18 protein-coding genes and 1 other annotated feature (1 of these 19 only partly in view) are annotated in these 19,777 nt (G+C 53.6%); of the genes, 14 read left to right on the top strand and 4 right to left on the bottom strand.

Annotated features, from left to right (window positions below; all coding sequences use genetic code 11):
- The first annotated feature begins 3 nt into the window (after positions 1-3).
- The 3 genes from queA to yajC all read left to right on the top strand — a co-directional run bounded on the left by queA (position 4) and on the right by yajC (position 2,579).
- Positions 4-1,053, top strand: coding sequence for a tRNA preQ1(34) S-adenosylmethionine ribosyltransferase-isomerase QueA (gene queA / locus XYCOK13_RS14665; RefSeq protein ID WP_213412913.1), 1,050 nt, complete (start codon positions 4-6; stop codon positions 1,051-1,053).
- 12 nt (positions 1,054-1,065) lie between these two features.
- Positions 1,066-2,202: a tRNA guanosine(34) transglycosylase Tgt gene (tgt, locus tag XYCOK13_RS14660; RefSeq protein ID WP_213412912.1), complete on the top strand. Its 1,137-nt coding sequence runs from the start codon at positions 1,066-1,068 to the stop codon at positions 2,200-2,202.
- A 65-nt stretch (positions 2,203-2,267) separates the two neighbouring features.
- Positions 2,268-2,579 carry a preprotein translocase subunit YajC gene (yajC, locus tag XYCOK13_RS14655; protein ID WP_213412980.1) on the top strand — a complete coding sequence of 104 codons (312 nt, stop codon included), beginning with the start codon at positions 2,268-2,270 and terminating at the stop codon, positions 2,577-2,579.
- A 77-nt stretch (positions 2,580-2,656) separates the two neighbouring features.
- Here the strand turns inward: yajC and XYCOK13_RS14650 are convergent, their stop codons facing one another.
- Positions 2,657-3,517 carry a phosphatase PAP2 family protein gene (locus XYCOK13_RS14650; protein ID WP_213412911.1) on the bottom strand — a complete coding sequence of 287 codons (861 nt, stop codon included), beginning with the start codon at positions 3,515-3,517 and terminating at the stop codon, positions 2,657-2,659.
- 80 nt (positions 3,518-3,597) lie between these two features.
- Complete coding sequence (locus tag XYCOK13_RS14645; protein ID WP_244865184.1) at positions 3,598-3,969, bottom strand: TIGR04086 family membrane protein; 372 nt, start codon at positions 3,967-3,969, stop codon at positions 3,598-3,600.
- Between the two features lie 156 nt (positions 3,970-4,125).
- Between XYCOK13_RS14645 and XYCOK13_RS14640 the strand changes: the two genes are divergently transcribed.
- Positions 4,126-4,809 (top strand): DUF421 domain-containing protein, encoded by a 684-nt coding sequence (locus XYCOK13_RS14640; RefSeq protein ID WP_213412909.1) that lies wholly within the window; start codon positions 4,126-4,128, stop codon positions 4,807-4,809.
- Here the strand turns inward: XYCOK13_RS14640 and spoVB are convergent.
- On the bottom strand, positions 4,800-6,401 hold the full coding sequence (spoVB, locus tag XYCOK13_RS14635) for a stage V sporulation protein B (protein ID WP_280520904.1): 1,602 nt from the start codon (positions 6,399-6,401) through the stop codon (positions 4,800-4,802). The genes XYCOK13_RS14640 and spoVB overlap by 10 nt on opposite strands.
- Before the next feature lie 147 nt (positions 6,402-6,548).
- Here spoVB and XYCOK13_RS14630 point away from each other — a divergent pair, with 147 nt between their 5' ends.
- The 7 genes from XYCOK13_RS14630 to XYCOK13_RS14600 all read left to right on the top strand — a co-directional run bounded on the left by XYCOK13_RS14630 (position 6,549) and on the right by XYCOK13_RS14600 (position 14,555).
- Entirely contained in the window at positions 6,549-6,857 is a 309-nt protein-coding gene (locus XYCOK13_RS14630; RefSeq protein ID WP_213412908.1) for a post-transcriptional regulator, read from the top strand.
- A gap of 123 nt (positions 6,858-6,980) precedes the next feature.
- Entirely contained in the window at positions 6,981-8,240 is a 1,260-nt protein-coding gene (secD, locus tag XYCOK13_RS14625) for a protein translocase subunit SecD (protein ID WP_213412907.1), read from the top strand.
- Positions 8,230-9,141 (top strand): protein translocase subunit SecF, encoded by a 912-nt coding sequence (gene secF, locus XYCOK13_RS14620; protein ID WP_213412906.1) that lies wholly within the window; start codon positions 8,230-8,232, stop codon positions 9,139-9,141. The genes secD and secF overlap by 11 nt, the downstream gene beginning before the upstream one ends.
- A 36-nt stretch (positions 9,142-9,177) precedes the next feature.
- Positions 9,178-10,137 carry a cation diffusion facilitator family transporter gene (locus tag XYCOK13_RS14615; protein ID WP_213412905.1) on the top strand — a complete coding sequence of 320 codons (960 nt, stop codon included), beginning with the start codon at positions 9,178-9,180 and terminating at the stop codon, positions 10,135-10,137.
- Positions 10,138-10,235: 98 nt separating this feature from the next.
- Positions 10,236-12,698, top strand: a complete 2,463-nt coding sequence (gene recJ / locus XYCOK13_RS14610; protein WP_213412904.1) for a single-stranded-DNA-specific exonuclease RecJ — start codon at positions 10,236-10,238, stop codon at positions 12,696-12,698.
- Positions 12,695-13,207, top strand: a complete 513-nt coding sequence (locus tag XYCOK13_RS14605) for an adenine phosphoribosyltransferase (RefSeq protein WP_213412903.1) — start codon at positions 12,695-12,697, stop codon at positions 13,205-13,207. Before recJ ends, XYCOK13_RS14605 begins: the two co-directional genes overlap by 4 nt.
- 169 nt (positions 13,208-13,376) lie before the next feature.
- Entirely contained in the window at positions 13,377-14,555 is a 1,179-nt protein-coding gene (locus XYCOK13_RS14600) for a M20 family metallopeptidase (protein WP_373314416.1), read from the top strand.
- Positions 14,556-14,776: 221 nt separating this feature from the next.
- On the opposite strand, the gene uraA is transcribed toward XYCOK13_RS14600, so the two are convergent.
- Positions 14,777-16,060 carry a uracil permease gene (uraA, locus tag XYCOK13_RS14595; RefSeq protein WP_213412901.1) on the bottom strand — a complete coding sequence of 428 codons (1,284 nt, stop codon included), beginning with the start codon at positions 16,058-16,060 and terminating at the stop codon, positions 14,777-14,779.
- 266 nt (positions 16,061-16,326) lie between these two features.
- On the opposite strand from uraA, the gene XYCOK13_RS14590 reads away from it, so the two are divergent.
- The 3 genes from XYCOK13_RS14590 (at position 16,327) to XYCOK13_RS14580 (ending at position 19,283) form a co-directional block, all read left to right on the top strand.
- Positions 16,327-18,510: a RelA/SpoT family protein gene (locus XYCOK13_RS14590; protein WP_213412900.1), complete on the top strand. Its 2,184-nt coding sequence runs from the start codon at positions 16,327-16,329 to the stop codon at positions 18,508-18,510.
- Positions 18,511-18,559: 49 nt separating this feature from the next.
- Positions 18,560-19,000: a D-aminoacyl-tRNA deacylase gene (gene dtd / locus XYCOK13_RS14585; protein WP_213412899.1), complete on the top strand. Its 441-nt coding sequence runs from the start codon at positions 18,560-18,562 to the stop codon at positions 18,998-19,000.
- A gap of 97 nt (positions 19,001-19,097) precedes the next feature.
- Entirely contained in the window at positions 19,098-19,283 is a 186-nt protein-coding gene (locus XYCOK13_RS14580; protein ID WP_213412898.1) for a hypothetical protein, read from the top strand.
- Between the two features lie 252 nt (positions 19,284-19,535).
- Positions 19,536-19,777: a binding site (T-box leader), on the top strand; it runs 24 nt beyond the window's last position.

Genomic DNA, 19,777 nt, shown 5'->3' with positions numbered 1-19,777 from the left:
CATATGAATGTGGACTTATTTGACTTTGATTTGCCCGAGGAGCTAATCGCGCAGACGCCGCTTGCGGAGCGCACTGCTTCGCGGCTGCTTGCCCTGAACAAACAAACTGGTGAATACCGCCATGAGCAATTTGAGCAACTGGTTCACTATTTGAATCCCGGCGATGTGCTGGTGCTGAACAATACCAAGGTGCTTCCTGCTCGTCTGCAAGGCGTGAAGATGGATACGGGCGCGCATGTGGAACTGCTGCTTCTGAAGTCGTTAGGCGAGGACCGTTGGGAAACGCTGGCGAAGCCGGCCAAAAGACTGAAGCGAGGAACCGTAATTGGCTTTGGGATGAAGGAAGAAGGCGACGAACCGCTTCTTACAGCAACCGTGGATGAAGAGGGCGAGATGGGAGCGCGAATCGTGCGCTTTGCTTACCAGGGCATCTTCAATGAGCTGCTGGATCGGCTTGGCCAAATGCCACTTCCTCCGTATATTCGGGAAAGTCTTGCAGACCGGGACCGCTATCAGACGGTATACGCCGAAGAGGAGGGCTCGGCCGCTGCGCCAACGGCAGGTCTTCATTTCACCAAGGACTATTTGCGGAAGCTGGAGGAAAAGGGTATAATTTTATCCTATGTTACCCTGCATGTAGGTCTTGGCACGTTTCGGCCCGTTTCGGCCGAGCGAGTAGAGGATCATGACATGCATGCGGAATATTACGCCATTTCGGAACAGACGGCTTCTGTCCTTCGCGAGGCTAAGCGTCGCGGAAGTCGGGTGGCCGCAGTAGGCACGACTTCAGCCCGTACCTTGGAAACATTGGCCAACCGGTTTCCTGAGGGCGATTATAAGGCGTGCTCGGGATGGACGAGCATCTTTATTTATCCCGGTTATCCTTTTCGGCTCGTTGACGTGCTGTTAACGAACTTCCATCTGCCGAAATCAACGTTATTGATGCTGATCAGCGCCATGGCTGGACGGGAGAATGTCCTGCGCGCTTATCGCGAGGCGGTTCAGGAGCGGTACCGCTTCTTTAGCTTTGGCGATGCCATGCTGATTTACTAAAAGGAGCTTACTATGTCAGCCATACGATATGAAGCGATCAAAACTTGCAAGCAATCGGGCGCCCGGTTAGGGAGGGTACATACGCCGCATGGGGTTATCGAAACCCCGGCCTTCATGCCGGTCGGCACGCTTGCTACTGTAAAAGCTATGAGTCCGGACGAATTAAAGGAGCTGGACGCGCATATTATTTTGAGTAACACGTATCATTTGTTCCTGCGTCCCGGGCATGAATTGATCCGGGAGGCCGGGGGGCTGCACAAGTTCATGAGCTGGGACCGGCCGATCTTGACCGACAGCGGGGGTTTTCAAGTGTTCAGCTTGAGCGAGATGCGCAAAATCAGTGAAGAAGGCGTGGAGTTTCGCTCTCATCTGAATGGCGACAAGCTATTCTTGTCTCCCGAAACCGCTACCGATATCCAAAATGCGCTGGGATCGGATATCATGATGGCCTTCGACGAATGCCCGCCGTATCCGGCTGAATACGATTATGTCAAACAATCAACCGAACGAACTTCCCGTTGGGCCGAACGCTGCCTGCAGCATCACAAGCGTCCGGAAGATCAGGCGCTGTTTGCCATCGTACAAGGAGGCATGTATCGCGATCTTCGCGAGCAAAGCGCGCGGGAGTTGACTTCCATGGATTTCCCGGGGTATGCTATTGGAGGATTAAGTGTCGGGGAACCCAAGCATCTGATGTACGAGGTGCTGGATTATACCGTGCCGCATCTGCCAGCAGGCAAGCCCAGGTACTTGATGGGGGTCGGTTCGCCGGATGCGCTGGTAGAGGGAGCGATACGCGGGATCGATATGTTCGACTGCGTGCTGCCAACCCGCATCGCTCGCAATGGGACAACCATGACGAGCCAAGGGCGGCTGGTCGTGCGCAATGCGAAGTACGCGAAGGATTTTGGACCGCTTGATCCGGCATGCTCCTGTTATACATGCCGAACGTTTTCGAGGGCTTATATTCGTCATCTTTTCAAGTGCGACGAGATTCTCGGCCTTCGCTTGACGACCTGGCACAACCTGCATTTTTTGCTGGAGCTGATGCGTAATGTGCGTCAGGCCATTCAGGAAGACCGTCTGTTGGATTTCCGCGACAGCTTCTTCCAGGCGTATGGTCTGGACAAGGACGACAGAGGCTTCTGAGATTGACTTGGCCGTTGGGGGTTCATGATTTTACACTATATAAAGGAGGAAGCATACATATGTCTATGTTTCTAGCCGCCGAACCAGTAAGTGCCGGCGCATCGTTGTTCAACTTGTTATGGCCGCTCGTGCTGATGTTTGCGATCTTCTACTTTTTGCTCATCCGCCCGCAGCAGAAGCGGCAAAAACAACGCAACATGATGTTGTTGAACTTGTCCAAGGGGGACAAAATCGTAACGATTGGCGGCATCCATGCCACCATCGTGGAATTGACCGACGATACGGCAGTGATTCGGGTGAATGACGCAACGAAGCTGACGATAGATCGAAGCGCGATCAATTCTGTTAAGAGCAAGGAAGAAAGCAGCGAGTCCTAATTCCGATTGGGACGCAAAAAGCTCCGTTCGCCAGAAGCATGATGGCGAACGGAGCTTTTTTTTCTTCAGGGCGCTGCTTACATATGCTCCTGCATGGGCAGCGATTTCTTGCTCTTGAGCCGGATTGAAGCAGGAAGCAAACTCCAGATAACATCGCGCTCCGCCAGACGTAGGGCGAAGGTAGCGGCGAACCAACCGAGCAAGAGGCCGCCTATCATGTCGGTGAACCAGTGAATGCCTAGGCAGAAGATGGAAAAAATAACCGTAATCGCCGACCAAATGGTAAACCATTTCCACCTTCTGCTGCCCGATCGCGTCGCCAGTATGGCCAGCGTAACAGACAATGAAGTGTGCAGGCTCGGAAAGCAATTGTCCAGTCCGGACAGGTTCCGATAAGTGGTTTCAAAGGTCGGGAACACATCGATCATCAAGAAGCGCACTTCAATCGGTGGAAATGCCCAGACTTCCTTCACAGGAAAAAACAAGTAGAACGGGATCGCAATCATATAGTTAAGCATGATCGCATAGCAAAGCGCATAAAACAACGTGTCATTTCGCTGGAACGAATAGATGACCATTGACGCCATCAAGATGGCAGAGAAGACAACTACATAGAAAAACGATGTATAGGCCGTCAGCCATGGATGCTCGAAGATGGATTGCACCAAATAAACAAAATTCCCTTCCAGCTTGTAGAAGGATGCGGTGAAATCAGGCTGCTTTCCGAGATGGTTCTCCACCTGCAGCTCCAGCTTGTTGATGAGCAGGATGCAGAGTACTGCAATGAAATGATAAAGGTGCTTTCTCGATGTCCACAACTGTCTGATGAACGTGGCCGCTGCGCCTAACGGCTGCTTGCGTGTAACAAAGCCGGTTAAGACGGCCATGGTGACGATCATATAGGCCATGACATGGGGCATGGAATGAAACAGCGTCAAGGTGCTTTCCCCCTATAATGCGAACTATAACGGATACGTATTATATCACGCATAGGGGAGTAGAAACAGTTATAAATGTACTATTTTCTCAGATTCACGCCAATCATGCCGCCAACTGCACCAATCAGGAAGGACATAACGGCCAATATGCCGGTATGTATGCTCCATCCCGCATCAAAGCCCAGAAAGCTGACGAGGACGATGAGCAGGGCATAGAGCAGTCCGGTAACGCCGCCGAAGTACCAGCCTTTGAAGCCGGAACGCTTGCCCGCAGTCAAGCCCCCGCACAACAGGGCTGCGCCGTGTATGAGATAAACATACAGCGACAGGCTTTGCTCGCGCATGCTGGTAAACACAAGCAGCAGCGACACGAGCAGCGTGCACAAAATCATAGTGGCGAAGGCATAAAGCAACCCGGCCGGGAGTGGTGAAGTCACGCGAATGGATCGCATTTTGTTCAACGGATTCATCCTTGGCATACCGCCTTTCACGAGTGATGTGCTTATCCCATATGTATGGAGCCGGTCAGCTTTTTAGTACAAAACTTCCAAGCATGAACTAGCCGCACACCGGGTGACACTAGGAGCAAGGAAGGGGACGGTACGACAATGGAATGGTCTGCGATTCTGTTTCGCACAGTGCTCATTTACTTTGTCTTGTTTTTGGTGTTGAGGCTTATGGGCAAGAGAGAAATTGGCAAATTGTCGGTGTTTGATCTGGTCATATCGATTACGATCGCCGAAATGGCTGCGATTGTAGTGGAAAATCCAAATAATGAGATGGTCAAAGGCTTGCTCCCGATCGCCACGCTGGTCTCGATCCAAATTATCATATCGTGGATTACTCTCAAAAGCCGCAAGCTGCGTCTTCTTTTTGACGGTCGGCCAAGCTACTTGATCCGCAATGGCAAGCTGGACCGTCAAGAGATGAGGAAGCAGCGTTACAACCTTGACGATCTGATGCTGCAGCTAAGAGAACGGAATGTGACGAACGTGGCAGACGTGGAGTTCGCCATCTTGGAGACGTCAGGAAAATTGAACGTCGTCCAGAAAAGCGAATTTCCGAAAACGGGCTCGGCTAACGGCAAAATACGCTACGAGGGTCTTCCGGTTCCGCTCATCATGGATGGCAAGGTGCGCGATGATAATCTGGAAGCCATCGGGAAGACCCGCTTTTGGCTCAAAAATGAACTGCAGCGCTACGAGGTTCGGGATTTTAAGGATGTCTTTCTCTGCACAATTGACCATAAGGGCAAGCTGTTCGTCAACAAGATGGACAAATCTCAGAAATAGCGTGCCAGCTTGCGGCCGATCCAAGGAATGCGGGTCAAATCCTGCTTGTCGACAAGCCCCAACGGAAAGAGAGCGGCGACATAGAGAGTCATGCCCGTTATGCCGGCGAACAAAAAGCGGGCCAAATCTTGGGAAGGGACAAACGGCAAAGGCTTATACATGATGACATAACAGATGATGCCCATGCCGACAGCCGCTGCTGCGACTTTCAGAAAGTCTGCGGCCGGGAGACGAACGCCGGTTGCCCGGACTACACTTTGCCAATGCAGCAGCGTCACCAATACGATGTTGATGCCTATCGCGATGACCGCGCCCGATATGCCCAGATTCGTCTTGGCTGCAAGCAAATAAATGAGCAGCAGCTTGACGATCGAGCCGGCCAAGGTGTTCAACAAGGCGGCGCCTGGTTTGTCCAGCGCTTGCAGGGCAGCTTGCAGCGGCGCCTGGAAATACATGAAAATGGCGGCGGGTGCGATCAAGCGCAGCATTTCGCCAGCTTCCAGATCCCGATACAGGAAGTAGCAGATCGGCGCTGCCAGCACATACATGAATACAGCGAAAGGAGCGCCGGTCACAAGCGCCAATCGAAGGGACTGGTGCAGCCGCATATGGATCAGCCGCATGTTCTTGCGCGAGGCGGCTTCCGACAACGAAGGGACGAGGGAAACGGCCAGGGAATAGGTCAAGGCGCCGGGCAGCAGCAGGATGGGGATCACCATGCCTGAGAGCATGCCGTATTGAGCTGTGGTGACGGCCGCTGCGACGCCCGCAGCTGCAAGGCTGCGAACAATGACTACGGATTCGAAGAAGTAGGAGAAGGAACCGACCAGCTTGCTCCCGGTCACGGGAATGGATACAGTCAGGAGCTTTTTCATTGTCCGCAGATGGAGTCTCAAGCTGCCGCCTGTTCCAATAGCTGCCTGAGCTTTCGGCAGCTTTTGCTTGCGTGTGCGCGCATACTGCCAAAGCAAAACAGCCAAGCCCAGCATTTCACCCAGAAGGACGCCTGCCATTGCGCCAGCAGCCGCATATTCTACTCCGTATGGCAGCATGGCGACAGACATGGCCAATGTCGCTACACTTCGCGCGATGGTTTCCACGATTTGCGAAGCCGCGGTTGGAATCATATTGTGACGGCCTTGGAAATAGCCGCGAAAGACAGAGGATACGCTGACCAGAATGATGATGGGGCTCATGACCAAGAACGCATAGAGCACCCTGCTGTCGGTAAAGATTCTGGTAGACAGCCAAGGGGCGATCCAGAGGCAAATGAGCGCAAAGCCGATGCTGAGCGGAACAGTCAAGCACAGAGCCGTGATAAGAATGCGCCGGACCGCGTCTTCATTGCCCTGCGCTTCTGCTTCCGCGACAAATTTGGACACGGCGAGTGGAATGCCGCCTGTAATCAGGGTAACCAGCACAATAAATGGGGGATACGCCATCTGATACAGGCCCAAGGCTTCCTTGCCGATATAGCGGGGAAGCAGAATGCGCGGCACAAAGCCCAGCAAGCGGTTCAAGACGCCAGCACCCAATAAGATCATCGTTCCCTGTATAAAGGTTTGTTTATGTGTTACGGAAAGCTTGTTCACTTTGTCCGCCCCTTTCTCTCCCTATGAATATGCAAGTCCACGTCAGATTTAGACTAAGGCTTTGCACGATCGAGGCAGGATTTTCGGCGTTGATCGCGAATACTGTTAAGACACAGGAGCAAGGCTGTTGAACGGGGGTTAGGAAGCATGGCAGAAGAACAGATTCCTGTTGAAGAGGATGATTACGAAGAGGATCAGGCCCGGAATGATGAGGAATGGGACGAGGCCTATATGAGCAGGGTTATTGAAGAGCTCTGCATCAGCAAGGCAGAAGAATTCCGCCTGCTCGGTTATGAGCAAGTGACAGGTGCAGATGTGTGGCAGTGTGTCAGCGAGCCGTACATCAAGACCGGCATGCCCCGGCTGCATCGGATAGTCAATGATATTTTGACGCTGAAGATTACCAAGTTTATGAATCAGATGACGTTGAACGCTTATAAAGGAATTGAATTCTAGGCTTTGTTTGGGCTCCCTGTCCTGTTGCTGGCGGACAGGGTTTTTTGACTTGTATTTTTGCACTAGTTTATAATAGGGCTATTGAAAAAAAAGGATTGTTGGGAAGGGAGCTCGTTTATAGTAATGGATTTCAAGCGAATCGCCGCATTTTTTGTTATTGTGGTTGCTCTGTTTGCAACGATAGCAGCCACAAGTCCGCATATTATGGACAATATCAAACTGGGCCTTGATCTGAAGGGCGGGTTTGAAATTTTATACGAAGCGGAGCCGATTAACGAGAACGGGACGCTGACCCGGGAAGTGCTTCGCCAAGCGGCGCGCAGCATTGAATCGCGCGCCAATGCGAGCAAGGTGGCAGAGCCGGAGGTAACGCCGGAAGGAGACAACCGCATACGCGTCAAGCTGGCCGGCGTGGAGAATCAAGAGGAGGTTCGCCGCATTCTGAGGGAGCCTGCGGAGCTTACCTTCCGCAGCAGCCAAGGCTGCGAATCGCCGACGGATTATTGCAAGATCGAAATGGACGGCAGCGATTTCGTGGAAGGCGGCGCGAAGGTGGAGTTCCACGCTGACACGAACCAGCCAATTGTAGCCATTCAAGTGAAGGACCCGCAGAAGTTTGCGGAAATCACGCAAAGACTGCTTCATCAGCCATTGGCCATCTACATGGATGACCAGCTTCAATCCGCACCTGTTGTGCAAGGGGTAATGCGCGACGGTAATGCTACAATTACAGGCAGCAATACGATTGAAGAGGCAAGGCAGCTGGCGCAGACGATTAACCTGGGAGCGCTGCCTGTGCGGCTGACTGAGCTGTATACCCAGAGCGTTGGCGCTACGCTTGGCCAGTTGTCGTTGGAGCAGACCTTGACTGCTGCGACGATCGGTTCGGTCATCATTCTTCTCTTTATGCTGGTGTTCTATCGCTTGCCGGGAGTAGTGGCGAGCATTACTTTGATCACATATACCTGGCTGCTGCTTTTGGTGTTGTATTGGATGAAGGCGACGCTGACGCTGCCGGGCATCGCCGCGCTCGTGCTTGGCATCGGCATGGCGGTAGACGCCAACATTCTAACCAATGAACGGATCAAGGAGGAAATTCGCAGCGGCAAATCGCTGTTCTCCTCCTTAAGGTCCGGTTTTCGCAACTCGCTGCGGACTATTCTGGATGCGAACATTACCACGATTCTTGCTGCGGTCGTGCTGTACTTTATCGGCACCGGGATGGTGCAGGGCTTTGCCCTGACGCTGATCTTCAGCATTCTGGTCAGCATGGTGACGAATGTGCTGCTGTCCAGATGGCTGCTGCATCTGTTGGTTCGCGGCCGCCTGGTTACCAAGCCGGCATACTTCGGGGTTAAGGAGGAGGAAATCAGTGAGTTATAAAGTAAAGTTCGACTTTGTTCGCATTCGACGCAAGCCCTTCCTTATCTCTGCGATTATAACAATAGCCGGGATTGTTGCGTTGTTAGCGTTCGGTCTCAATTATGGCGTGGACTTCACATCCGGCACGCGAATGGATATTTCGGTAGGAACAACGATTACGAAAGAAGAGGCGGAAGCCGCCTTTCTGGAGGCTGGCTTGGAGCTCCCGCCAGAGCTGACAATCGGCGGTGATAACGACCGCGTCAGCGTTCGCTTTGACAAGGTATTGGCTGAAGATGAACGAACCGGCTTGATCGGCGTATTTGAATCGAAGTATGGCGAGCAGGTCGCGTATGAAGAAAATACAGTTGATGCCGGCATGGCGAAAGAACTGGGGCGCAAGGCCATCTTCGCTGTGGCTATGGCTAGTCTGGGGATCGCCCTTTACGTTAGCATACGCTTTGAATGGCGCTTTGCCCTATCCGCGCTCATTGCGCTGCTGCATGGCGCTTTTGTGGTGGTCAGCATCTTTTCTATTTTCAGATTGGAAGTGAACCTGACTTTTGTTGCAGCCATATTAACGATTATCGGCTATGCGATTAACGATACGATTGTGACGTTCGACCGCATACGAGAAAATCTAAAGACAGCGAATATTAGACGGTTTGACGATTTGGCAGAGCTTGTGAATGAAAGCTTGTGGCAGACGCTTACTCGCTCGATCAATACGGCCGCAACGGTGTTGTTTGCCGCTCTGGCGCTGTTCATCTTTGGCAGTGAATCGTTGCGCATGTTCTCGCTTGCGATGGTCATTGGCTTGACAGCCGGGGCTTACTCCTCCGTCTTTATCGCAAGTCAGGTTTGGCTGGAGATAAAGGCCAAATCTTTGAAGCCAGGTTCTGCTGATCCGAAATCAGCATAGGAGTCAAATCAGACATTCTGAACAAGGAGTGACCTCATGACAGATCAACGCTTCTCCAAAGCAGAGTTTGCCGCTTGGATCGGAATCGTCGGCAATCTTGCGCTGGCCGCGCTTAAGGGCGGGGTAGGCTTTGTGTCGAACAGTAAAGCGCTGATCGCAGATGCGGCGCACTCGGCTTCCGATGTCGCCGGCTCTGCTGCTGTGTTGATCGGTTTGAAGGCAGCCAAGAAGCCGCCTGACGCGGATCACCCATATGGACATGGCAAAGCAGAGTCGATTGCAGCGATTATTGTCTCGGTACTCTTGCTGCTTGTCGGGTTAGAAGTGGGCATATCGGCGACGAAAGCTATTTACTACGGCGTCGAGGAACCTTCTGCCTATTATGGATGGGCGATCGCGGTAATTGTATTTTCCATCGTGGCGAAGGAAGCGATGTTTCAATACAAGTATCGCTTGGGCAAGAAGCTGTCCAGCCAAGCATTGATCGCGAACGCTTGGGAGCATCGCTCAGACGTGTTCTCTTCGGTCGCCGCGCTTGTAGGGGTAGGCGGGGCTTTGCTCGGCGTATACTTGGGCTATTCCTGGATGTATTATTTGGACCCGGTCGCGGGCTTGATCGTGTCGCTATTGGTTCTGCGCATGGGTTATCGCCTGATTATGGAATCGATTCATTCCACGATGGACCACGTTCTGCACGAGGATGAAGCCAAAGAATTGACGGAAGCGGTAGAACGCGTGAAAGGCGTTATCGCGGTTAACGAGCTGCGCGCGCGCGAGCACGGACATTATGTGATTGTGGACACAAAGATCAGCGTGAATCCGAAGATCACTGTCATGGAAGGGCATGATATCGCGAAAATGGTCAAGCACTATCTGCTGTCCAGATTTTCGCATGTGAGCGATGTGTTCGTCCACGTCAATCCGTATGATCCGGGGTATCCGTACAAAAGCACAGTGGATACCGACCGAAATGATCAACCGACGATTATTCACTAAAACAACCGAGGGGTTGACCCTGAGCCGAATGCTTGGCGGGCAGGGACAGCCCTGTCTTTATGCAAAAATGAAAATGGCTGGAAGGGGGAGTATGCCCGGTGCTTCATGCAAAGGCAAGATGGAACATACAGACAACCGCGCAGGCGGAAGCCGACAGGCTGGCAGAGGAAGCAGGCATATCCCGGCTGTTGGCCCGTTGTTTCTTGCTTCGCGGCATCCGAACTGCCGCAGAGGTTCATGCCTTTCTTGCCGATTCGGGCGACTGCTATGAGGATCCTTTCGCCATGCGAGACATGCAGGTGGCGGTTGAACGCATCCGCTCCGCCATTGCGCGGGGGGAACGGATTCTCGTCTACGGGGATTACGATGCGGACGGCGTCAGCTCGACCTCGCTTATGGTGTATGTGCTGAAGGAACTGGGCGCCGACTTCGATTATTACATACCTCACCGCCAAACCGAGGGGTACGGCCTGAATGTGCATGCGCTGGACGAGGCCAAGGAGAAGCGAACGGATCTGCTCATTACGGTCGATAATGGAATCAGCGCTGTAGAGCCGATTGCCTATGCGAACGAGCTGGGCTTGGACGTTATCGTCACGGACCATCACGAACCGCCTGACCAACTGCCCGAAGCTCTGGCCCTTCTTAACCCGAAGCGGCCGGATTGCCCTTATCCATTCAAGGGTCTCGCAGGCGTAGGGGTGGCGCTGAAGCTGGCCCAGGCTCTGACCGGGGAAACTCGACCGCAGTGGCTGCAGGTTGCGGCGATAGGGACGGTAGCGGATTTAATGCCGCTGACCGGCGAGAATCGGACGATTGTCAAGGCCGGCCTTGCCGCGATGGAAACTGATCCGCTGCCGGGCGTTCGCGCTCTTGCCGCCGTGTCCGGCTTGTCCGGCAAGCGCTTGACTTCGACGCATATCGGCTTTTCGCTGGGTCCGCGGATCAATGCGGGCGGGCGTCTGGACAGTGCGCTGCCGGCAGTGGAGCTGCTGACGACGCAATCCGAGCAAGCCGCGGAACAGCTTGCCCATGACCTGGACGCATGCAACGCCGAACGGCAGCAGCTTGTTCAAGAGATGCTGGAAGAAGCGAAAGCGATAGTGGAAAGCCAAGGGCAGACATCGGAGAAGCGAAGCATAGTCGTTGCGAAGGAAGGCTGGAACATTGGCGTAGCCGGAATCGTCTCCTCGAAATTGACGGATTGCTATTACCGGCCCTCGGTTGTGCTGTGCATAGACCGGAATACAGGGAAAGCCAAGGGCTCTGCGCGGTCGATAGACGGCTTTGACCTGTACGCGGCGCTTACGGCTTGCAGCCATCTGCTGGAGCATTATGGCGGACACCAGGCAGCAGCTGGCATGACGCTTCAAGCGGAGCAGGTTCCGGCTTTTGCAGAGGCTTTGGAGCGCTTGGCTGCCGAGCAGCTTCGCGAGGAAAATCTGCAGCCAATGCTCCATGCTGACGGGGAATGCGTCCTGGACGACATTACATTGGAGACTGCCGCGGAGCTGGAACGCCTCGCTCCGTTCGGCATGAGCAATCCCCTTCCGCGCTTTGTGCTGAGGCAGGTAGCGGTAGAAGAGATGCGTCAACTCGGCAAGGATGGCAGTCATCTGCGGCTCAAGCTTCGTTCGGCATCTGCCCGCGCGGAGGCGATCGCCTTCGGCGCCGGCGAATCGGCGTGGCGTATTTCACCAACTGCAACGCTGGATGTACTGGCTGAAATCACAGTGAACGAATGGAACGGCAATCGCAAGCCGCAGCTCATGGTGCAGGATATGCTGGTACCGCATGTCCAAATATTCGATTGGCGTGGAGATCGCTGCGATTCCCCCCGTGTCAGCCGCTTGGCGCGCGAGCTCCACACACGCACGGGAATTGTTCTGCTCGGGCATGCAAATCAGGAGGAAACAGTCTATTGGCGCGAACAGGCAGAGGCACGCGGCGCGTCTGCTGTTTGGCTGACAGCGGGCGGGCAACTCGCAGCCGCATCCGCGAACCCGGCAGAGCTTGGTTCGGTGCATGAGCAAGCTTGGACTGACCTGGTGCTGGTCGGCCTGCCTAACCGCCTGGAGGACTTGCAAGCGCTGCTTTCAAGGTGCGAGCAAGTGGAGCGCATGTATGCGCTGTTTGGCGAGCCTGATCATGCTGCCTGGCATATGCCGAACCGCGAGCATTTCAAGCAGATTTATGCACTGCTCCGCGGCCAATCGCAATGGCCGTTGGCGGCTCAGAAATCCTGGCAAGCGACATTGGCAAGGAAATGCGGAATTTCCCAGGAAATTGTTCGGTTTGCAATTGAGGTTTTTGAGGAATTGGGCTTTATTGCGCGCATCGGTTCATCCAGTTTGCAAGTGGTAGAAAAGCCTGCGAAAAAAGATCTTGCCGAATCGGCCGCCTATCGCAAACGCAAAGCTTTGGCCCGCACGACAGAGCGCCTGGTGAGCTCGACTTCGGAGCAAGTAAGTGAATGGCTGCTTGGTTCGCTTGGACATGCTGTTGGTCATTCAGACGAACCATACAGCAATAAACCATCAGTGACGGAGGATGCAGTATGAATTTCAAAGAACATATTCGGGTTATCGAGGATTTCCCCCAGCCGGGTATTCGCTTCAAGGACATCACGACCTTATTGAAAAACGGAGAGGCTTACCGGGCATCGATCGATGCCATCGCCGAACAGGTCAAGTCGTTGAATATTGATGTCATTGCCGGACCTGAGGCGAGGGGCTTTGTCGTTGGCGCGCCGCTCGCTTATGCGCTAGGTGTGGCCTTCGTTCCGATTCGCAAAAGCGGGAAGCTGCCTTGGGAGTCGATTGAAGCGAGCTACGAGCTGGAATACGGCAAGGACAAGCTGGCGATGCACAAGGATGCGATATCTCCTGGCCAGCGCGTGCTGATTGCGGACGATTTGCTCGCAACGGGCGGGACGATTGCGACATGTCTGGATCTGGTTGGCCAGCTGGGCGGAGAGGTTGTAGGTGCCGCGTTTATGATTGAGTTGACTTATTTGAACGGCAGAAGCAAAATGCCGGGGGTAGATATTATTACGTTAATGCAATACTAAAATTGCCCACAAAAGCGAAGCGCCGCTTCGCAGTATATGCCTAATGCTTTTGCGGTGATTGATCCGAAGATTGGCGAGGATTTGACAAGGATGGTGCAAGGAGGCTGGTCACACGCTGTGGCTCACGGCCTCCTTGCTTGCATTTGAAAGGAGAAGGAGACGGACGATGTTGAAAGCGGCGACAGCCCGGTTTTTGGATGAGCATCGGAGTGAATTTGCGGCAGTCAGCAAGGCAATATGGGAGAATCCGGAGCTTGGTCATCGAGAATTTTATGCATCCTCTCTCCTGACTGACCTGCTTGCCAAGTTTGGCTTTGCCGTCAACCAAGGGACAGCGGGAATGGAGACGGCATTTACAGCTGTATACGATTCCGGCAAGGAAGGTCCGGTACTCGGATATTTGTCGGAGTATGATGCGCTTCCGGGACTAGGCCATGCATGCGGCCACAACTTGATTGGCGTTGCCAGTGCAGCTGCTGCTATCGCGCTGCGTGAGGCTATAGATGCGTATGGCGGGAAAGCGGTCGTGTTCGGGACGCCGGCAGAGGAGACGAATGGCGCCAAGGTTACGATGGCCGAACAAGGCTTGTTCGACCAGGTAGACGCCGTGATGATGGTTCACCCGCTGTCCCACTATGAAAGAAGCGGAAGCTCCATGGCGATGGAGGCGCTTCAATTCGATTACTTCGGCAAGGCGGCTCATGCTGCGGCCAACCCGGAGGACGGCATCAATGCCTTGGATGCAGTCATCCAGTTGTTTAACGGCGTGAACGCGCTGCGCCAACAGCTGCCTGACGGGGTGCGAGTACATGGGATTATCAGCAACGGCGGGGAAGCGCCTAATATTATCCCGGACTTCGCGCAAGCCAAGTTTTATGTCCGCGCAGCAAACAAAAGGACACTGCAGGACATGGTCGACAAAGTAAAGCGCTGCGCCGATGCTGCGGCTCTATCTGCCGGATGCCGCATTCAAGTGTCCAACTACGAGCTGAGCTATGATGACATGCGCACGAATTCAGTGTTGTCCCAGCAATTCACGGACAATTTGATCCAACTGGGTGTGAAGCCGGATGACGTGAAGGAAGGGCAGCCAGGCGGCTCCATCGATCTGGGCAATGTCAGCTACCGGACAGCTGCAATACATCCTTACATTCAAATCGCCGATTGCCCGTTTGCTCTTCATACTCCGGAGTTTCGCGCTGCGGCGGGCAGCGAGCGGGGCATGGATGCGATGATCCTGGGCGCCAAGGCCTTAGCCTGGACGGGCTGCGATTTGCTTGAGGACCGAACGCTGCTGCAGCGGGTGAGAGATGAGTTTCAGCACTTCTCGTCACCTCGTCATATATAATTCTTTGCTGAAGAAAAGCTTCATGAGCTTGCTCCCATCCATTCATCCCCATTCCTCCTTCCAAATAAAAAACGCCCCTACCCATCGCAGGATGGGTAAGGGCGTGTTTCATCGCATGATTTCAGTTTAATCCAACAGTTGAATAGGGGAAGCCGTGTGCAGTTCAGTTCCTTAAACCAGTTGAGAAGGAGCAGGCGCACCGATATTGCCAGGTTTCTCCACTACTTTTCCGCTTCCTCGTTCGTTAGCTTCATGACTTCCAGCAGCTTGAAGAACAAGCTGAGTATAATTGCAGCAATTGTAGCAAGCGCCATCCCCTTCAGCTCGAAGCTGCCCCACTTAAGAGTGGTGCCGCTGATGCCGATGACGAGCACGACTGTCGTCAGGATCAGGTTGCTTGCTTTCGAATAATCCACCTTTGTTTCCACCAGCATGCGAATGCCGGCTGCGGCGATGACACCGAAAAGCATTAGGGAGACTCCGCCAATGACCGGCCCGGGGATTGTATTGATAATGGCAGCCAGCTTGCCGAAGAACGACAGGATAATGGCAATAACCGCTGCTCCCCCGATGACCCAGACAGAGTAGACGCGGGTTATGGCCAAGACGCCGATATTCTCGCCATAGGTCGTATTCGGCGTTGAACCGACGAAGCCGGACAATGTGGTTGAAATGCCGTTGCCCAGCATAGAGCGATGGAGGCCGGGCTCCCTGGACAGGTCTTTGCCTACAATGTTGCTCGTCACGATCAGATGACCGATATGCTCGGCAATGACGACAAGGGCGGCCGGAAGAATGACGGCGATGTGGGTCCACGCGAATTTGGGCGTGGTAAAAGTAGGCACAGCGACAAATTCCGCTTCCTTGACTGTTTCGAAGGATACGATGCCGAGTGCCCACGCGAGCAAGTAGCCGACGATAAACCCGACCAGAATCGGAATAATCTTCAGAAACCCGCGGAACACTACCGAGCCCGCGATAATGGTAAGCAAGGTGACGATGGATACAGTAAGCGACTTCGGATCGGGTGTCCACGCCTCTGCATCCGCCGGTGCGATCCAGCCGGCCATCTCCGCGGCAACCGGAACGAGCTCAAGGCCGATGATGGCAACAATGGCGCCCATGGCTGCGGGCGGGAAGACAACATCGATCCAGGCTGTGCCTATGTATTTGATCATGACTGCGACCAGTGTGAAGATCAGGCCTACAATGACGAAACCGCCGAGCGCATAGGCATAATTGGCGGCAGCATCTCCGGCCAGGACGACAAACACCGGCGAGATAAAGGCGAAGCTTGAGCCGAGGTAAGCCGGAATTTGCCCTTTGCAGATGAACAAATAGAGCAAGGTGCCGATTCCGTTCATTAGCAAGATAGTCGCCGCATTTACTCCGAACAAAGCAGGAACCAGCACGGTAGAGCCGAACATGGCGAACAGATGCTGGAAACTTAGCGGCAGGCTTTGCAGCAAGGGAGGACGCTCATCCACCTGAATGATACGCTGCATAATCATACCTCCTTATTGTCGAATATTGTATATACTTACATCCAGGTGATTTTAACATGAAACACGTGGAAACGTCACTACTTCCTTAGGCAACTTTTGAAACAGCTTCATCGAATCGGGAGGGGACGGGTACCGGGGAAATGCTGACTGGCGCTTTGGGCAGCTGGCTGGCAGCAGCGCTGTGATTGATCAGGTTACCAGTTGACGCAGGCGGCTTTCGACAGGCATAATGGTAGGTAAATCGTAATAGCAGAAAGGACTGCGACATGGGCATCGAGCATTTGATCGAGAAAGCATCTGCATATATGAAACCACAGGACCTGGAACGTATCCGAGCCGCCTATGAATTCGCGGAACAGGCTCATCACGGTCAAGTGCGCAAATCCGGGGAACCGTATATTTTGCACCCGCTTGCCGTTGCCGAGGTCATCGTCAATATGCAAATGGACGTCACCAGCATCATTGCCGCCTTGCTTCATGACGTAGTAGAGGATACGACGGTTTCTTTGGATACGGTCCGCCGGGAGTTTGGCGAAACCTGCGCCATGCTCGTAGACGGACTGACCAAGCTGGAGAAGATCAAGTTCAAATCCAAGGAAGAGCAGCAAAACGAAAATTATCGGAAGATGTTCGTGGCTATGGCCCAAGACATCCGCGTTATCTTGATCAAGCTGGCAGATCGGCTTCACAATATGCGCACACTGAAATTCCAGTCGCAGGAGAAGCAGCAGCGCATCGCTGACGAGACGCTGGAAATATTCTGTCCGATTGCGCATCGTCTCGGAATTTCCGCGATCAAATGGGAGATGGAGGATATTGCGCTTCGTTACCTCAACCCGCAGCAATACTACCGCATCGTCAACCTGATGCAGAAAAAGCGGGCGGAACGCGAGCTCTATATCCAGGACACGATCGAGACGATTGAGCAGAAGCTGAACGAGATGAACATCAAGGGCGATATTTCCGGAAGGCCCAAGCATATTTATAGCATTTACAAAAAAATGACAACCCAGAGCAAGCAGTTCAACGAAATCTACGATTTGCTAGCCATTCGCATTATTGTCGACAACATCAAGGATTGCTATGCGACCTTGGGGATCATCCATACGCTGTGGAAGCCGATGCCGGGCCGGTTCAAAGACTACATCGCGATGCCGAAGCCCAACATGTACCAGTCATTGCATACGACGGTTATCGGACCGAATGGCGAGCCGCTTGAGGTGCAAATCCGGACATGGGACATGCATCGCACTTCAGAATACGGGGTCGCGGCACACTGGTCCTACAAGGAGAATTCGCAGGCTTCTGCCGATAGCCTCGGCGAGAAGATCAATTTCTTCCGCGAGATTATGGAGCTCCAGCAGGAAACGCACGATGCCGCAGAATTTATAGAATCGCTGAAGATGGACTTTTTCTCTGATCTGGTGTTTGTCTTTACGCCGAAAGGAGAGGTTATTGAGCTGCCGGCCGGATCGGTGCCGCTCGATTTCGCTTACCGGATCCATACTGAGGTCGGCAACCGCACGATCGGCGCCAAGGTGAATGGACGCATCGTTCCGCTCGATCACCAGTTGAAGACCGGGGACATCGTGGAAATCTTGACTTCCAAGCACTCCTACGGTCCCAGTCAGGATTGGGTGAAGATCGTGCAGTCCTCGCATGCGCGCAACAAGATCAAGCAGTGGTTCAAGAAGGAGAAGCGGGAAGAGAACGTCATCAAGGGACGCGAGGCGATTGAACGGGAGATCAAGCGATTGGGCATTGAGCCGTCCTCCGTGATGACTGAGGAAAATATGCTGGAGGTTGCCCGCAAATTTAACTTTCAAGATATTGACGATATGCAGTCTGCAGTCGGGTTCGGCGGCATTACCGCTGCGCAAATATGCACCCGCTTGACGGAGAAAATCCGGCGGGAGCACGAGGAGGCCAAGGCCGAGGCGCTGGAGCTCACCTCGGAGGTGAAGGACATGCGTCCGCCGCAGCCTCGCAAGAGCAGGCCGACGCACGGCGTGAAGGTTAAGGGCGTCGAGAACTTGCTTGTTCGATTCGCGCGATGCTGCAATCCCGTGCCCGGTGACGAGATCGTCGGTTATATTACCAGAGGGAGAGGCGTGTCTGTTCATCGGGCAGATTGCAACAATCTCCGCATGGATCAGCCGGAGGAAGGCGAGCGCCTGATCGAGGTAGAATGGGCCGAACAGGCAGAAGCCAATTATAACGTAGAAATTGAAATCACCGGGCACGACCGCCGCGGTCTGCTCAATGAGGTGCTGCAGGCGGTATCCGAAAGCAAAACTGTCATGTCGGCGGTTTCCGGCCGCTCGGACAAGAATAAGATGGCGCTGATTCATATGACCATCCTGATTCGCAATCTGGATCACCTGCAATCTGTCGTGGAAAGAATCAAGCGGGTAAAGGATGTATATTCGGTCCAGCGCATCATGCAATAACGAACAAGGCCGAAGAGCGAGGAGTCCATGCTGGAAGGAGGCGATCCATATGCGCATTGTTGTGCAGCGGGCAAAAGAAGCCAAAGTAAGTGTAGACGGATCCATAGTCGGGCAAATCCCCTTCGGTTTGGTGCTGCTTGTCGGCGTCACTCATTCCGATTCGATAGAGGATGCCCGGTATTTGGCGGATAAAATAGCGCATCTGCGCATCTTCGAGGATGACGCAGGCAAGATGAATCAATCTGTGCTGGATACGGGCGGTCAGGTGCTCTCTGTTTCTCAGTTTACGTTGTACGGAGATTGCCGCAAGGGACGTCGCCCGAATTTCATGCAGGCGGCCCCTCCGGAGCATGCTGAACCGCTGTATGAAACTTTCAACGGGCTGCTCCGAGATCACGGCTTGCATGTGGAGACAGGCCGGTTCGGTGCGATGATGGACGTGGCCTTGAACAATTGGGGACCGGTAACGCTTTTGCTGGAAAGCCGTTAGCCGGTTTTTTTATGCCTTCATGCAGCGGGAGAGTCGCGGCTAAAAGATACGCATCTGGACAAACTAGCAAGGAAAAAGGAAACCAGAGGTGCTAAGCATGCGACAATCGCGAAGACAACGAACAGCAGGAAAAGCACAGCATCAGCTGCTGCACAACACCATTCGGGAATCGTTGGATATGGAGGAGCTTCAAGCAAGTACAGAAGCCGGAGCAGATTGGGCAGGGATTCCCATCAGGGAGCCGGAATCGCCGAGACCGCGGCCGATGCGAACACAGCGATAAGGGGCAGAACATGCCCGAGGTAAAGCGCTTACGAAATTGTCATCAACCTGTAATGCTCCATTCATCGTCCTTTAATATAGGCGAGCTATAATAACACTTGACCCCCTTTTTTAATAATATATACCTATATGGACGCCTGCAGGGACATTGCTGCAGGCTTTTTTCTTTGCAGCGCTGCTGCCAGTCATCGCTTGACAAGCGATTTTTGCCAAGTTAAAATCAGACTTAATGCGAAATACAAGAATGGAATGAAACAATCCTGTGAAGGGACAGAGTACTTCGGACCCACATGTCCAGAGAGGGAGAGCCCAGGCTGCAAGCTTCCCGATGATGGCCGAACGAAAGACTTCCCGGAGGAGACGCGGCGAATCGGTTTCTATATTCCGTAGTAGCTGCGTACGTAGGCGGGCGTTAACCGCTAGAGCGTGAAATTCCGCCGTGCATGAGGTTGTGCGGCAAGGATTTCAAATTGCGGGTGGCACCGCGGGTGAATC

Source organism: Xylanibacillus composti (assembly GCF_018403685.1).
Lineage (GTDB): Bacteria > Bacillota > Bacilli > Paenibacillales > K13 > Xylanibacillus > Xylanibacillus composti.
Note: the sequence above shows the minus strand (reverse complement) of the source record. Positions and strands in the feature narration are given on the sequence as shown.